At 62.4% G+C, this 14,313-nt stretch carries 11 protein-coding genes; 6 read left to right on the top strand and 5 right to left on the bottom strand.

Annotated features, from left to right (window positions below; genetic code table 11):
* Positions 1 to 179: 179 nt before the first annotated feature.
* The 5 genes from ACM6IM_RS18890 to ACM6IM_RS18870 all read right to left on the bottom strand — a co-directional run bounded on the left by ACM6IM_RS18890 (position 180) and on the right by ACM6IM_RS18870 (position 7,538).
* Positions 180 to 1,466: an OprD family porin gene (locus ACM6IM_RS18890; RefSeq protein WP_192307496.1), complete on the bottom strand. Its 1,287-nt coding sequence runs from the start codon at positions 1,464 to 1,466 to the stop codon at positions 180 to 182.
* Between the two features lie 428 nt (positions 1,467 to 1,894).
* Positions 1,895 to 2,107 (bottom strand): hypothetical protein, encoded by a 213-nt coding sequence (locus ACM6IM_RS18885; protein ID WP_192307495.1) that lies wholly within the window; start codon positions 2,105 to 2,107, stop codon positions 1,895 to 1,897.
* A gap of 246 nt (positions 2,108 to 2,353) precedes the next feature.
* Positions 2,354 to 3,460, bottom strand: coding sequence for an agmatine deiminase (gene aguA, locus ACM6IM_RS18880; protein ID WP_414865987.1), 1,107 nt, complete (start codon positions 3,458 to 3,460; stop codon positions 2,354 to 2,356).
* Positions 3,461 to 3,465: 5 nt separating this feature from the next.
* Positions 3,466 to 4,344 carry an N-carbamoylputrescine amidase gene (gene aguB / locus ACM6IM_RS18875; protein ID WP_201193967.1) on the bottom strand — a complete coding sequence of 293 codons (879 nt, stop codon included), beginning with the start codon at positions 4,342 to 4,344 and terminating at the stop codon, positions 3,466 to 3,468.
* Positions 4,345 to 4,625: 281 nt separating this feature from the next.
* The gene (locus ACM6IM_RS18870) at positions 4,626 to 7,538 is read right to left on the bottom strand and encodes an aminotransferase (RefSeq protein WP_414865986.1); all 2,913 of its coding nucleotides are present in this window, start codon (positions 7,536 to 7,538) and stop codon (positions 4,626 to 4,628) included.
* A 176-nt stretch (positions 7,539 to 7,714) separates the two neighbouring features.
* On the opposite strand from ACM6IM_RS18870, the gene rfbB reads away from it, so the two are divergent.
* Genes rfbB through ACM6IM_RS18840 form a run of 6 tightly spaced genes read left to right on the top strand, consistent with a single transcriptional unit; the run spans position 7,715 to position 14,313 of the window.
* Positions 7,715 to 8,797 carry a dTDP-glucose 4,6-dehydratase gene (rfbB, locus tag ACM6IM_RS18865; protein ID WP_192307491.1) on the top strand — a complete coding sequence of 361 codons (1,083 nt, stop codon included), beginning with the start codon at positions 7,715 to 7,717 and terminating at the stop codon, positions 8,795 to 8,797.
* A complete protein-coding gene (gene rfbA / locus ACM6IM_RS18860) occupies positions 8,794 to 9,669 on the top strand; it encodes a glucose-1-phosphate thymidylyltransferase RfbA (RefSeq protein ID WP_192307490.1) in 876 nt (291 codons plus the stop codon). The genes rfbB and rfbA overlap by 4 nt, the downstream gene beginning before the upstream one ends.
* Positions 9,666 to 10,211 carry a dTDP-4-dehydrorhamnose 3,5-epimerase gene (rfbC, locus tag ACM6IM_RS18855; RefSeq protein ID WP_414865985.1) on the top strand — a complete coding sequence of 182 codons (546 nt, stop codon included), beginning with the start codon at positions 9,666 to 9,668 and terminating at the stop codon, positions 10,209 to 10,211. The genes rfbA and rfbC overlap by 4 nt, the downstream gene beginning before the upstream one ends.
* Positions 10,208 to 11,077: a dTDP-4-dehydrorhamnose reductase gene (gene rfbD, locus ACM6IM_RS18850; protein WP_201196320.1), complete on the top strand. Its 870-nt coding sequence runs from the start codon at positions 10,208 to 10,210 to the stop codon at positions 11,075 to 11,077. The genes rfbC and rfbD overlap by 4 nt, the downstream gene beginning before the upstream one ends.
* Before the next feature lie 36 nt (positions 11,078 to 11,113).
* The gene (locus ACM6IM_RS18845; RefSeq protein ID WP_414865984.1) at positions 11,114 to 12,922 is read left to right on the top strand and encodes a sensor histidine kinase; all 1,809 of its coding nucleotides are present in this window, start codon (positions 11,114 to 11,116) and stop codon (positions 12,920 to 12,922) included.
* Complete coding sequence (locus tag ACM6IM_RS18840) at positions 12,919 to 14,313, top strand: sigma-54-dependent transcriptional regulator (RefSeq protein WP_192307486.1); 1,395 nt, start codon at positions 12,919 to 12,921, stop codon at positions 14,311 to 14,313. The genes ACM6IM_RS18845 and ACM6IM_RS18840 overlap by 4 nt, the downstream gene beginning before the upstream one ends.

The raw sequence follows: 14,313 nt of genomic DNA, 5'->3' as shown, positions 1-14,313 counted from the left end.
CGCGTTACGTGTCGTTATTTTCCATTTTTTGCGACACGTTATTGGAACATGTCGCCGACGACGACACACCCTGGCGAAATGTGGTCAAAACTCGCTTTGTGCGACATGAACATTCCACAAGACGAAAAAAAGCCCCGAAGAGTCGGGGCTTTCTTTAGCAACTCAGCAACAACCCATCATCAGAAAATGTTGATCGGGTAGTCGACGAACACGCGCAGTTCGTTACCGCTGACGTTGTACTCGCTGGATTTCTGCGACACGCGCAGAACCGAGCTGCGCAGTTTCACGCTCAGGTCTTTGGCCGGGCCGCTTTGCACGACGTACTTGAACTGGTTGAAGATTTCGCGCTCGGTGCCGCCTTCGCTGGTGGACGTGGTGATGTTGTCACCGCGTACGTAAGCCACGTTGTAGCTCAGGCCAGGGATGCCGAAAGCGGTGAAGTCCAGGCCGTAGCCCAACTGCCAGCTGCGCTCGTCTTCGGCGTTGAAGTCGGACCAGTAGGAGTTCGCCAGGTAGATGGTGTTGCCGCCATCACCGACACGACCCTGATCTTTCTGGTAGCCGCCGTAGGCGTAGCCCAGGTTGCTGTCACCGGTGCTGCGCTGGTGGGCGACGGTGAACGAGTGCGGGCCGGTGGCGAAGGTGGCCGCCAGGCTCCAGATCTTGTTGTCGTCGCCGGTGGCCTGGGCTTCGCGGACGTAGGAGTTGTCCAGCTTGGTACGGTAGCCGTTGAAGTCCAGGGTCAGGGACTGATCCTTGTCGATCGGGAACACATAGTTGGCGTTCACGTATTGTTTCTTCAGCACGTCTTCGACGTCGGACGCGTACAACGCTGCCTTGAACTGTTCGGTGAACTGGTAGCTGCCGCCCAATACGTTGATCGACTTCAGGCCACCACTGTCACGGCCTTCAGCGCTTTTACGCGATTCGGCGGTGAAGCGGCCGGCGTTCAGTTCCAGGCCCTTGATCTCTTTCGAGGTGATCAGGGTACCGGTGTAGCTTTCCGGCAGCAGGCGCACGTTGTCGTAGCTCAGCACCGGCAGTGCTGGCATTTGGTCGCCGTAGGTCAACACCGTGTTGGAAACACGGAACTTGACCGCTGCGCCACCCTTGGACAGGTCGTCGGCGGCGTTGCCGCTGTCGCCCTTCTTGAAGAAGTCGATACCTTGCGCGCCGGTGCGGCCCTTGCCGCCATCCAGACGCAGCGCGTACAGGCCGAAAGCATCCACACCCACACCCACGGTGCCTTGGGTGAAACCGGACGAGAAGGTACCGATGGCGGCCTGGCCCCATTCGGCCTTGTCCGCACGACCATCTTTGTAGTCACGGTTGATGTAGGCATTGCGCAGCAGCACTTTGAGGCTGCTGTCTTCCACGAAACCCTTGGATTCGGCCTGGTCGTTAGCCATTGCCGATGTAGCGCTCAACATCCCCAGAGCGATCAGACTGATCCGCTTATTCAACATTTTGTTCTTTTCCTAATGACGGGTGGATACGCGCTGTGTCGAACGGCTGAATCGGCGCTATCGCACTCTTTTTTCATCCCGAAACAAAAAAGCCCGCCCACGAATCATCGCGGCGGGCCTTTTTATTATTTTGAGTCATGGCGGTTGGCCACAGGCGTTGGACGGCATCCTAGTCGGGCCCGGAAGCCTGTGTCAATTTCATGAATCTTCTGAATATAGGCGAAAAAGGTCTAAGCGCGCTGCCAAACCCTGCGGGAGCGAGCCTGCTCGCGAAAGTGTTTATCCAACAGCAGGATTGTTGAATCAGTGACCGCTTTCGCGAGCAGGGCTCGCTCCCACATTGGACCTGCAGTGCCTGAGGCAAAACACCCGCCCATAAAAAACGCCGCCATCCTGGCAGCGCTTTGCTCGATCCGTCGTTTTTCTTCTTATCCTTCCATCACATCCCACAACGCATCCAGTTCCGCCTCGCTGAACAAACCAGCGGGATAGCGCTCGATCATCATCCGGCGCGGATCAGTTTCCCTGATCTGACGCGTTCCATTGGACTTCAACCAGTGCGCCAGGACCTGGAGCGATTCACTGTTTACAGCCAGGGGATGCGGTGCCCGCTCATTCATCATGTTCACTTCAGCGTTCATTTCCGCGCTCTCTCCCGGTTTGTGAGCGGCTAACTTATCCAAGGTTTATGACAGAACATCGAAGCTCTCTCCCTCCCCGTTTCACTTCATGACAGATACAAGAGCTGTGCCAATGTGTCGCAACGGTCGACCAGCGGATACATAAAAGCCCGCAGTCCTTGCGGGCTGCGGGCTTCTTGCACGGCATCGAGGGAACGCCTTTTACCTGAGTGTTTTTGTAGGAAACTCAGACTGTTACAACTGCACTCACTCTTTGTGCGGCGCGGGTTGCTGTTGGGTAAGGCAATGGATATTGCCACCCCCCAGTAACAGTTCGCGACCTGGCACCATGACCACCTCATGCTGCGGGAACAGGCTTTGCAGAATCTCCTTGGCCGGTACATCCAGCGGATCGTCAAAGCTTGGTGCAATGATGCCGCCGTTGACGATGAGGAAATTCACGTAGGAACCGGCCAGACGAACCGACGGATTGCGTTCCTGGGTGCCATCCACCGGATCGACGCCGGCACATTCCTCTTCGGTGGCATACAACGGCCCCGGAATCGGCATCTTGTGCACCGTGAACGGGCGTCCCCGGGCGTCCGTGCTGCTTTGCAGCACCTTCATCGCGGCCTGGCAACGCGGGTAGTTCGGGTCCTGCGGATCATCGGTCCAGGCCAGCAATACTTCACCCGGACGCACGTAGCAGCAGAAGTTATCCACATGACCGTCGGTTTCGTCGTTGAACAAACCGTCCGGCAGCCAGATGATTTTATCCACCGCCAGCTGCGCGCTGAGCACCGCTTCGATCTCCTCGCGACTCAGGTGCGGGTTACGGTTGCGGTTGAGCAGGCATTCTTCGGTGGTGATCAGGGTGCCTTCGCCGTCGACATGAATCGAACCGCCCTCCAGCACGAAGCCTTCGGTGCGATAACGCGGGCTGCGTTCGATCTCGAGGATCTTGCCGCCGACCTGCGAATCACGGTTCCACGGTGAATACAGGCCACCGTCGAAACCGCCCCAGGCGTTGAAGTCCCAGTTCACGCCACGCACTTCACCACTGTTATTGATGACGAAGGTCGGGCCGGTGTCGCGCACCCAGGCATCGTCGCTGGACATTTCCACCACGCGGATATTCGGCACGTCGAGGCGCGCGCGGGCGTTTTCGTACTGGCCGGCGGAAACACCGACGGTCACCGGTTCGAACCGGGCAATCGCCTTGGCGACGGCGACGTGGGCGGCTTGCGCCGGTTTGCCGCCCAGGCGCCAGTTGTCCGGGCGCTCGGGCCAGATCATCCAGGTCTGGGTTTGGGGGGCCCACTCGGCCGGCATGTAGAAGCCGTCGGCGCGTGGCGTACTGTTTAATGTGGTCATGACGATCAGGACTCCAGAGAACCGTCGAGGGTTTTGAGAGCACCATACAGGTTCGGACGGCGGTCACGGAAGGCGCCCCAGGCGCTGCGGATGTGTTCCAACTCGTCGAGGTCGAAACGATGGACCAGCACGCCCTCTTCGGTTCTGTCGAGTTCCTCGACTTTCTCGCCGAACTGGTTGGCGATGAACGACGAACCATAGAAGGTGATGTCGTAGCCGTCCTGCTCCTCGTTGCCGATGCGGTTGCTGGCGACCAGCGGCATCAGGTTGGCGCCGGCATGGCCCTGCTGCACGCGCTGCCAGTGATCACGGGAGGAAATGCTCGTGTCGTGCGGCTCGCTGCCGATGGCGGTCGGGTAGAACAGGATCTCCGCACCCTGCAACGCCATGCTGCGCGCGCATTCCGGGAACCACTGGTCCCAGCAGATGCCCACACCGATTTTTGCGTAGCGGGTGTTCCACACTTTGAAACCCGTGTCGCCCGGGTTGAAGTAGTACTTCTCGTGATAGCCGGGGCCGTCCGGAATATGGCTTTTCCGATAAATCCCGAGGTTGCTGCCGTCGGCATCGATGATCGCGATGCTGTTGAAGCGCGCACGCCCGGCCCGCTCGTAGAAACTGATCGGCAGCACCACCTGCAGCTCTTTGGCGACTTTCTGGAAATGCTTGATGGCGACGTTGTCGTCAACCGTGGTGGCCAGTTGCAGGTAATCCGGGTTGGGCTTCTGGCAGAAGTACGGCGCCTCGAACAGTTCCTGGATCAGGATGATCTGAGCGCCCTTGGCCGCTGCCTCGCGCACCAGTCGTTCAGCGGTTTCGAGGTTGGCTTCAAGGTCCCAGGAACAGGCCATCTGGGTGGCGGCGACGGTAACGATACGGCTCATGAATCATCTCCGGGCAAGTGCGTGATGGTCGGGCATGGTTAATCCACGCCTCGTTATTGGCGACTTTATAGCCGATAAATATCGGCCTTAGAAGCACCCATCGTCACAAAACCGAAAACAATTCAAAATTAAACCGATAAATATCTGTTTGAACACATTACCCCTTGTGGGAGCGGGCTTGCTCGCGAAGGCGGAGTGTCAGAGAAAAATTTATCAACTGACACTCCGCCTTCGCGAGCAAGCCCGCTCCCACAGGGGTCAAGGACATCCAGAAATATCGGTTACAACCCCTCGCCCAACACTTTCGAGAGCATGTCCACGAAGAAATCCACGCTACGGCGCGAGGTGACCATCGGCGGCTTGATCTTGAGCACGTTCAGGTAGTCGCCGGTCGGCTGCATGAAAATCCCCAACTCGCGCAGGCGATCGCACAGTGCGGTGGTTTCTTCGGTCGCCGGCTCCAGGGTCTCGCGGTTGCGGATCAATTCGACGCCCAGGTAGAAACCGGACCCGTGCACCGCGCCCACCAGCGGATGGAGATCGATCAGCGCTTCGAGGCGCTCCTTGAAATAGCCGCCGACCACCTGAGCGTTTTCCCAGAGCTTTTCTTCCTCCATCACGTCCAGCACCGCCATGCCGACCTGGCAACTGACCGGGCTGCCACCGGCCGACGAGAAGAAGTAACCCTCGGCCTCCAGCGCCTCGGCGATTTCCCGGCGGGTAATCACCGCGCCCAGCGGCTGGCCGTTGCCCATGCCCTTGGCCATGGTGATGATGTCCGGCACCACGCCCTGCTCTTCAAACCCCCAGAAGAAATGACCCATGCGCCCGTAACCGACCTGCACTTCGTCGGCGATGCACACGCCGCCCTGGGCACGGACCAGACCGTAGACCTGTTTCAGGTAACCCGGCGGCAACGAGATGCCCCCGGCATTGCCGTACACCGGCTCGCAAATGAAACCGGCCAGCGGACGACCTTGCGCGGCGATTTTCGCCAGGTTGTGCTCGACGCTGCGCACGTAGTCCGGCGCGCTGTCCGGGCCACGGAACTCACCGCGATAGGTGTTCGGCGCTGGCACCGGGTGCACCCAGTCGGGGCGGCTGCTCAAGGCCTTGGGGTTGTCGGCAATCGAGGTCGAGACCGCATCCGCACCCACCGTCCAGCCGTGATAGGCCTCCAGCACGCTGATGATGTCGCGACCGCCGCTGTAGGCCCACGCCAGACGGATCGCCAGGTCATTGGCCTCGCTGCCGCTGTTGACCAGGAACACCCGATCCATGGAATCGGGCGACAACTTCAGCAAGCGTTCGGAAAACTCGGCCACCGCCGCATAGTTGAACCGCGAGTTGGTGTTGAGCAGCGACCACTGGCGGGCAGCCACCGCGGCCATGCGCGGATGACCATGGCCCAGCACCGCGACGTTGTTCAGCATGTCGAGGTAGGAGCGGCCCTGCATGTCGATCAGGTGGTTGCGCCAGCCGCGCTCGATGCGCGGCGGATCGACGTAATAGTGTTTTTGCGTGCGGGCGAAGCTGGCGTCGCGGCGTGCCAGCAAGGTGTGCGCATCCAGTTCCGCTTCGGCGTCGCACGCCAGCCCCAGCAACGCCGCCGGTGACGGGCACAACGCCTGCCAGGCGGCCGCGCGCGAGGGCGTGCAGAACAACGGTGCCGCCAGCGAAGCGCCTCGACACAACTGCACCCGCAATGGCCCGCTGACCGCGCCCAGCACCTGCCCTTTGACCAGCGCCGCACCGCTGTGCAGCGACGGCGTCACGCCCCACAGGCGCACGCTCAACTGCGGCCCGTCGAGTTGCAGCACCCCCGGCGCCGGTTGATGCACCACGCCGGCAAACGGTGACTCGACCGCCGTCCCCTGGGGCACGCGCAACTCGACATGCAGCGGGCAGGTCTCCGGTTCACCGGCGCTGTCCGGGCGGGTGCGCGACAAGCGGTACTGCCCGTAACGACTCGCCGCCAGGCCATGCACCGTCGCCGCTTCATCCAGCAGGCGCTGATCGATGCCCTCCTGTTCCCAGTTACCGGCCTCGAAATGCGGGCTGAGCACGCCCAGGTCGATCAAGGCGAATTCGCCTCCGACCAGGCTTGGCAACAACGGCGCGAAACCCTCGCTGCCGATCTCCGGCAGGCGCTGTCCCACGCACGTGAGAATGGCGGCCTCCATCAGCGCCAGAGGCAGCGAGGTGGCGACACGGAAAATTTCCCACTCGTGGGTCAGGTTGTCGCGACTGTATTGGTTGCCCGGATCGATGCTGACCTGCTGTTCGCCGCTGAGCACCAACACGGCGGCCCGGGCAACGATCAACGGCCACAGCGCCAGCAGTTCTTCGGGTTGCAGCGGATTGACCGCGTGATAGGCCTGGATCGCCGGCAGGATATAGAACGGATCGCCATCGGCATGGTGCAGCAACGCCGCGCAGGTCACCGACAGGTCGGTGATGCGCCAGGTGCGCACCAGGTCGCCGAAGTCGATCACGCCCTGCAACTGCCACTGGCGCTGCGCATCACGCTGCCAGACCACGTTGTCATCGGTGATGTCCATGTGAATGGCCTGCACCGGCAACCTGTCCACCAACGGTCGCAAGGCCTGCTCGGCCTGCGCGGCGGCTTGTGCGATCAAGGTTCGTTGCGCGTCGTCCTTGATAACGGGTAACAGGTGCGCGATCAGGGTAGCGGCGTGGCGAGCGTCCCATTGCAGGGTGCGTTCCAGCCCCGCATGGCTGAAGTGGGCCAGCGCCAGATCCATTTCACCGCAGAGCCGACCGAAACCGCTCACCACCGAACGGGGCAGATGGTCCAGATGGGTGAGCGGCTGGCCCTCGATGTACTCGAGCAGGCGCACGTGCACCGCTTGCCCCGCGACTTCCAGCGACAGCAGGTCGGCGCCGGTGCAGGAGGCAATCACCCGCGGCACCTGCACCCCCGAGTGCTCGGCCAGGTGCTTGAGGCCGGCGTGCTGGGCTTGCAACTCCAGCACCGAATAGTCACCCCGGCAGATTTTCAGGACGAAACGCCCTTCGGCGCTGTCGACACGGTAGTTGAGGTCCTGCTGGCTGCCGAGGGCCTGCAAGCGCCCGCTCAGCCCATAATGCCCCTCGAGCAGCTCTAGTGCTTGCGCCGCAGACACCTGCGGGCTGGGCAAACTGGCGCGATGAATCAACGTGGCGAGCGGCATACAACAACCCCTGAAATATTATTAGGCGCTTATATCGCCACTGCGCCGGTCGATAATCAACCCCCGCCCATGCGCCAAAACCCAAATAGCCGTCACAACGCTATTGCACCACCCGCCTTCTGCCGACAAGCTATGCTCATTTGCTTCAATGCTCTTACAGATAAAGGCTGGCCTACATGCGTATTCTCATCACCGGCGGCGCCGGTTTCATCGGCTCTGCTCTGGTTCGCCACCTGATTCGACACACCGAGCACGAAGTGCTCAACCTGGACAAACTGACCTACGCCGGCAACCTGGAATCGCTGACCAGCATTGCCAACGACACCCGCTATGAATTCGTCCAGGCCGACATCGTCGATCAGCCGACGGTGAGCGCGGTGCTGGCGCGCTTCCAGCCGCACGCGATCATGCACCTGGCGGCGGAATCCCATGTCGACCGCTCCATCGACGGCCCGTCGGATTTCATCCAGACCAACATCGTCGGCACCTACAGCCTGCTGGAGGCCACCCGCGCCTACTGGAACACCCTGGCCGAACCGGAAAAAAGCGCCTTCCGCTTCCATCACATTTCCACGGACGAGGTCTACGGCGACCTGCACGGTGTCGATGACCTGTTCACCGAAACCACGCCTTACGCACCGAGTTCGCCCTACTCCGCCAGCAAGGCCGCATCCGACCACCTGGTCCGCGCCTGGCAGCGCACCTACGGCCTGCCGGTGCTGCTGACCAACTGCTCGAACAACTACGGCCCGTTCCACTTCCCGGAAAAGCTGATCCCGCTGGTGATTCTCAATGCCCTGGCCGGCAAGCCGCTGCCGGTCTACGGCAACGGCCTGCAGATCCGCGACTGGCTGTTTGTCGAAGATCACGCCCGGGCCCTGTTCAAGGTGGTCACCGAAGGCGTCGTCGGCGAGACCTACAACATCGGTGGGCACAATGAGCAGAAGAACATCGACGTCGTGCGCGGCATCTGCGCCCTGCTCGAAGAACTCGCGCCGCACAAACCCGCAGGCGTTGCACATTTCGCCGACCTGATCACGTTCGTCCAGGATCGTCCCGGCCATGACCTGCGCTACGCCATCGATGCCGGCAAGATTGAACGCGAACTCGGCTGGGTGCCCGAAGAAACCTTCGAGACCGGCCTGCGCAAAACCGTCCAGTGGTACCTGGAAAACCTCGAATGGTGCCGTCGCGTTCAGGATGGCAGCTATCAGGGTGAACGATTGGGCGCCATCAATACCAAGGAGTTGATCGCATGATGAAAGGAATTGTGTTGGCCGGTGGCTCGGGCACGCGTTTGCACCCGATCACGCTGGGCGTTTCCAAGCAACTGCTGCCGATCTACGACAAACCGATGATCTACTACCCGATCTCGGTGCTGATGCTGGCCGGCATCAAGGACATCCTGCTGATCTCCACCCCCCAGGACCTGCCGCAGTATCGCAACCTGCTGGGTGACGGCAGCCAGTTCGGCGTGCGTTTCAGCTACGCCGAGCAGCCTTCGCCTGATGGCCTGGCCCAGGCCTTCCTGATCGGTGAAGAATTCATCGGCGATGACCCGGTGTGCCTGATCCTCGGTGACAACATCTTCCACGGCCAGCACTTCGGCGACCAATTGAAAGAGGCGGTGAAGCGCGAGTCCGGCGCGACGGTCTTCGGCTACTGGGTCAAGGACCCGGAGCGTTTCGGCGTGATCGATTTCGACAGCGAAGGCCGTGCCCTTTCCATCGAAGAAAAACCCAAGGCCCCGAAATCCAGCTATGCCGTGACCGGGCTGTACTTCTACGACAACGATGTGATCGAGATCGCCAAGGCCGTGAAGCCCTCGCCTCGCGGCGAACTGGAGATCACCGACGTCAACAATGCCTACCTGCAGCGCGGCGACCTGCAGGTCGAGCGCTTCGGTCGCGGTTTCGCCTGGCTGGACACCGGCACCCATGACAGCCTGCTCGATGCCTCGCAATACGTGCAGACCATCGAACACCGCCAGGGCCTGAAGGTCGCCTGCCTCGAAGAAATCGCCTACGACAATGGCTGGATCAGCCGTGAGCTGTTGCTCGAGCGCGCTCAGTATTTCGGCAAGACCGGGTACGGTCAGTACCTCTTCAAACTGGCCGAGGCTGGAAAATGAATGTGATTGAAACCACCCTGCCGGGTGTGTTGATCCTCGAGCCCAAGGTGTTCGGCGACGAACGCGGCTTTTTCTACGAGAGTTTCAACGCCAAGGCCTTTGAGCAGGCGACGGGTCTTCAACGGCAGTTCGTGCAGGACAACCACTCGCGGTCCCTGAAAGGCGTACTGCGCGGCCTGCATTACCAGCTGGAAAATACCCAGGGCAAACTGGTGCGGGTCACGTTCGGCGAAGTGCTCGATGTGGCGGTGGACGTTCGTCGCAGCTCACCGAACTTTGGCCGATGGGAAGCCGTGCGCTTGTCGGCGCAAAACGCTCGCCAGCTCTGGGTGCCGGAAGGTTTTGCCCACGGTTTCGTGGTATTGAGCGACGTCGCCGAGTTCCTCTACAAGACCACCGACTATTACAACCCGGCCGCAGAACGCTGCATCCGTTGGGACGACCCGACGCTCGCCATCGACTGGCAGTTGACCGAAGCGCCGCAACTGTCGGCCAAGGACCAACTGGGAAAAACCCTGCAGGAGGTCGACCTGTTTCCATGAGAATTCTCATCAGCGGTCAACATGGGCAGGTTTCAACTGAACTGCAACATCACCTGAAAACGCTTGGCGAACTGGTTGTTCCAGGGCGCGGTCAGTTCGACCTGACCGACCCGCAACAACTGCGTCAGCAGGTTCAACGCGTTCGTCCCGACCTTATCATCAACGCCGCAGCGTACACCGCGGTCGATCAGGCTGAGACCGAACCGCAGGTGGCTTTCGCCATCAACGCCGTGGCGCCAGGCATCCTCGCCGAAGAAGCCGCGGCATTGGGTATTCCGCTGATTCACTACTCCACCGACTACGTGTTCGACGGCAGCAAAAGCTCGCCTTACACCGAAGACGACGCGCCGAATCCGCTGGGCGTCTACGGCCAGAGCAAGCTGGCCGGCGAGCAGGCGATCAGCGCGGTGCAAGGCCAGCACCTGATCTTGCGCACCAGTTGGGTCTACTCGGCCCATGGCCGCAATTTCCTGCTGACCATGCAACGCCTGCTGCAGGAAAAACCGGAGCTGCGTGTAGTCGCCGATCAGATCGGCGCCCCCACCTGGGCCGGCACCATCGCCCGCAGCACGCTCGCCCTGATCGAGCGCTGGCAGGCGGGACAAACCGGCGCCTGGGGCACTTATCACCTGACGGCTCAAGGCGAAACGTCCTGGTTCGGTTTTGCCCAGGCCATCGGCGAGGCGTTGCGCGCGCAGGGCAAGCCATGCGCCAACCTGGTGCCGATCCCGTCCAGCGACTACCCGACCCCCGCCACCCGACCGCTGAACTCGCGCCTGGACGGCCGACGCCTGCAGCGTGAATGGGGCGTCAACCAGCCCGACTGGCAAACCGCGCTGCACGAGTGCCTTGCCGAACAAGCCTAGGCATAATGCGCCTGTACCCACAGGCGCCTGATGCTCATGACTCCGACCCTTCCCCGCCGACCCCGCTGGCGCAGCCTGGCCCTGCTTGCACTGTGCCTGGCGCCCTTGCTGTGGCCGCTGGAGCATCTGGCCGAGCGCTACTACCGCAGCGAACTGGCCGGGCAGAACCGTCAGACCCTGGACCTGTACGTCGCCAATCTGTTGGGCACCCTGCACCGCTATGAGGTGTTGCCGCAGATCCTCGGCGACCTGCCGGCCCTGCGCGCGGACCTGTCGGCGCCGGACGATGGCGTCATCCAGGGCAACGCCAACCGCCTGTTGAAGAACATCGCCACGCAGACCGGTGCCGAAGTCATGTACCTGATGGACACGCAGGGCAATACGATTGCCGCGTCCAACTGGGACAAACACGACAGTTTCGTCGGCCGCAACTTTGCCTTCCGGCCTTATTTCAGCGAGGCCATGGCCGGGCGCCTGGGGCGTTTTTTCGGCCTGGGCACCACCTCGGCCAAACGCGGGTATTTCTTCGCCGCAGCCGTGCGTGACCGTGAAAAGGTCATCGGCGTACTGGTGACCAAAGTCGACCTGGACCACACCGAAAGCCTCTGGGGCAAGACCCCCGAGCAACTGCTGGTCACCGACCACAACGGCGTGGTCATCCTCACCTCGCGGCCCGAATGGCGCTTTCGTGCGACCCGGCCGCTGAGCGACGCCGAGCGCGCGGCGATCATCGCCATCCAACCCTATCCGACCCGCGAGCCAAAACCGCTGCACCTCAGCGCCGATGCCTGGTTGACCCAGACCCAACAGATTGACGAAACCGGCTGGAGCGTGAGCATCCTCGCGCCGCGCACGCTGATCGACCGGCCCGTGCGCACGGTGGTCGCCATCGGCGGCGCGACGCTGCTGGTGTTGATGCTGTTGCTCGGCCTGATGATGCAACGCCGCCGCCATTACCTGGAGCGGATCGCCTTCGAAGCCAAGGCGCGACGGGAACTGGAAGGCCGGGTCGCCGAGCGTACCAGCGACCTGGAAGGCCTCAACCGCCGGCTGAAGCAGGAAGTGCTCGAGCGCGAGCACGCGCAACAGGAGCTGGTGCGCGCCCAGGATGACCTGGTGCAGGCCGGCAAGTTGTCGGCGCTCGGCACCATGTCGGCTAGCATCAGCCACGAACTCAATCAACCGCTGGCGGCCATCCGCAGCTACGCGGAAAACGCCGAAGTGCTGCTCGATCATCAACGCATCGACGATGCGCGCGGCAACCTCAAGCTGATCAGCGAACTGACCGGGCGCATGGCCTCGATCATTGCCCACCTGCGGGCCTTTGCCCGACGTGATCGCCACGCGCCGGAAAGCGTGGCGCTGCAACCGGCGCTGGATGACGCGCTGGCGCTGCTGGCCAAGCGCCGGCGCAGCATGGAAGTCGAACTGATCCGCGATCTGCCGGCTGCCGCCCTGTGGGTCGAGGCGGGGGAAACCCGCCTGCGCCAGGTGCTCGGCAACCTGCTGGCCAACGCCCTGGACGCGCTGACGGAAAAGGGCCCGCCACGTAAACTCTGGTTGAGTGCCCAATCCACCGCCGACGGCGTCAACCTGACCATTCGCGACAACGGCCCGGGCTTTTGCATGGAAGCCCTGGGGCGCGCCAGCGAGCCGTTCTACACCACCAAGACCCGGACCCAGGGGCTGGGGTTGGGACTGGCGATCTGCGAGACACTGATGCGCGCCTTCGGCGGGGAACTGTTGTTCTCCAACCACAAGGAAGGCGGCGCGCTGATTACCCTGAAACTGCGCGCAGGCGCACCGGGCGTGAGCCTGCAACCGTCCGAGGACCGAAGTGCATGACCATCGACAACCGCATTCAGGTCGTGCTGATCGACGATGACCCACACCTGCGTCAGGCCCTCAGCCAGACCCTGGACCTCGCCGGCCTGAAAATACTGCCGCTGGGCGAAGCCAAGGGCCTGGCCGGGCAACTGGAACGCGACTGGCCGGGCGTGGTGGTCAGCGACATCCGCATGCCGGGCATGGACGGTCTTGAGCTGCTGGGCGAACTGCATGCCATGGACCCGGAGCTGCCGGTATTGCTGATCACCGGCCACGGCGACGTGCCGCTGGCGGTGCAGGCGATGCGTGCCGGGGCCTATGACTTTCTGGAAAAGCCCTTCGCCAGCGACGCCCTGCTCGACAGCGTGCGCCGCGCGCTGGCCGTGCGCCGACTGGTGCTGGACAACCGCAGCCTGCGCCTGGCCCTGAGCGACCGTCATGAACTGAGCGCGCGGCTGGTCGGGCAATCAGCCTCCATGCTGCGCTTGCGCGAGCAGATCGGTGCACTCGCGGCGACCAAGGCCGACGTGCTGATCCTCGGCGAAACCGGTGCCGGCAAAGAAGTCGTGGCCCGGGCGCTGCACGATCTGTCGAGCCGGCGCAATGGTCCGTTCGTGGCGATCAATGCCGGTGCCCTGGCGGAATCGGTCGTGGAAAGCGAATTGTTCGGCCACGAACCGGGCGCCTTCACCGGCGCGCAAAAACGCCGGATCGGCAAGTTCGAATTCGCCAATGGCGGCACGCTGTTCCTCGATGAAATCGAAAGCATGAGCCTGGACGTGCAGGTGAAATTGCTGCGGTTGCTGCAGGAGCGCGTGGTCGAGCGCCTTGGCGGCAACCAGTTGATCCCGCTGGACATCCGCATCATCGCCGCGACCAAGGAAGACTTGCGCCAGTCCGCCGATCAGGGACGCTTCCGCGCCGACCTGTATTACCGGCTCAACGTCGCGCCGCTGCGCATTCCGCCGCTGCGCGAGCGCGGTGAGGATGCGCTGATGCTGTTCCAGCACTTCGCCGACGAAGCCAGTGCCCGCCATGGCCTGCCGCCCCACGAACTGCAACCGGGGCAGCGGGCGCTGTTGCTGCGCCACACCTGGCCGGGCAACGTGCGGGAACTGCAAAACGCCGCCGAACGCTTCGCCCTGGGCCTGGAACTGGCGCTGGACAACAGCGCAGCGGACGGCATGCCCGGCACCCCGGTCGAGGTGGTCAGTGGCGGGCTGAGCGAGCAGGTGGAGAACTTCGAGAAATCGTTGATTGCCGCCGAACTGGCACGCTCCCACAGCTCGGTGCGCAGCCTTGCCGAAGCCCTGGGCATTCCGCGCAAGACCTTGCACGACAAACTGCGCAAGCATGGGCTGAACTTCGCCGACAGCGGTGCGCAACACGCTGCCGACGAATCCGATTGA

This window comes from Pseudomonas sp. IT-P12 (assembly GCF_949767465.1).
Classification (GTDB): Bacteria; Pseudomonadota; Gammaproteobacteria; order Pseudomonadales; family Pseudomonadaceae; genus Aquipseudomonas.
Note: the sequence above shows the minus strand (reverse complement) of the source record. Positions and strands in the feature narration are given on the sequence as shown.

What these genes read in the sequence shown, in the direction of transcription:
- aguB (WP_201193967.1), bottom strand. Translation starts at nt 4,344, where the DNA reads ATGAGCCGTATCGTTACCGTCGCCGCCACCCAGATGGCCTGTTCCTGG.
- ACM6IM_RS18845 (WP_414865984.1), top strand. Translation starts at nt 11,114, where the DNA reads ATGACTCCGACCCTTCCCCGCCGACCCCGCTGGCGCAGCCTGGCCCTG.
- ACM6IM_RS18840 (WP_192307486.1), top strand. Translation starts at nt 12,919, where the DNA reads ATGACCATCGACAACCGCATTCAGGTCGTGCTGATCGACGATGACCCA.
- ACM6IM_RS18885 (WP_192307495.1), bottom strand. Translation starts at nt 2,107, where the DNA reads ATGAACGCTGAAGTGAACATGATGAATGAGCGGGCACCGCATCCCCTG.
- rfbC (WP_414865985.1), top strand. Translation starts at nt 9,666, where the DNA reads ATGAATGTGATTGAAACCACCCTGCCGGGTGTGTTGATCCTCGAGCCC.
- aguA (WP_414865987.1), bottom strand. Translation starts at nt 3,460, where the DNA reads ATGACCACATTAAACAGTACGCCACGCGCCGACGGCTTCTACATGCCG.
- rfbB (WP_192307491.1), top strand. Translation starts at nt 7,715, where the DNA reads ATGCGTATTCTCATCACCGGCGGCGCCGGTTTCATCGGCTCTGCTCTG.
- ACM6IM_RS18870 (WP_414865986.1), bottom strand. Translation starts at nt 7,538, where the DNA reads ATGCCGCTCGCCACGTTGATTCATCGCGCCAGTTTGCCCAGCCCGCAG.
- ACM6IM_RS18890 (WP_192307496.1), bottom strand. Translation starts at nt 1,466, where the DNA reads ATGTTGAATAAGCGGATCAGTCTGATCGCTCTGGGGATGTTGAGCGCT.
- rfbA (WP_192307490.1), top strand. Translation starts at nt 8,794, where the DNA reads ATGATGAAAGGAATTGTGTTGGCCGGTGGCTCGGGCACGCGTTTGCAC.
- rfbD (WP_201196320.1), top strand. Translation starts at nt 10,208, where the DNA reads ATGAGAATTCTCATCAGCGGTCAACATGGGCAGGTTTCAACTGAACTG.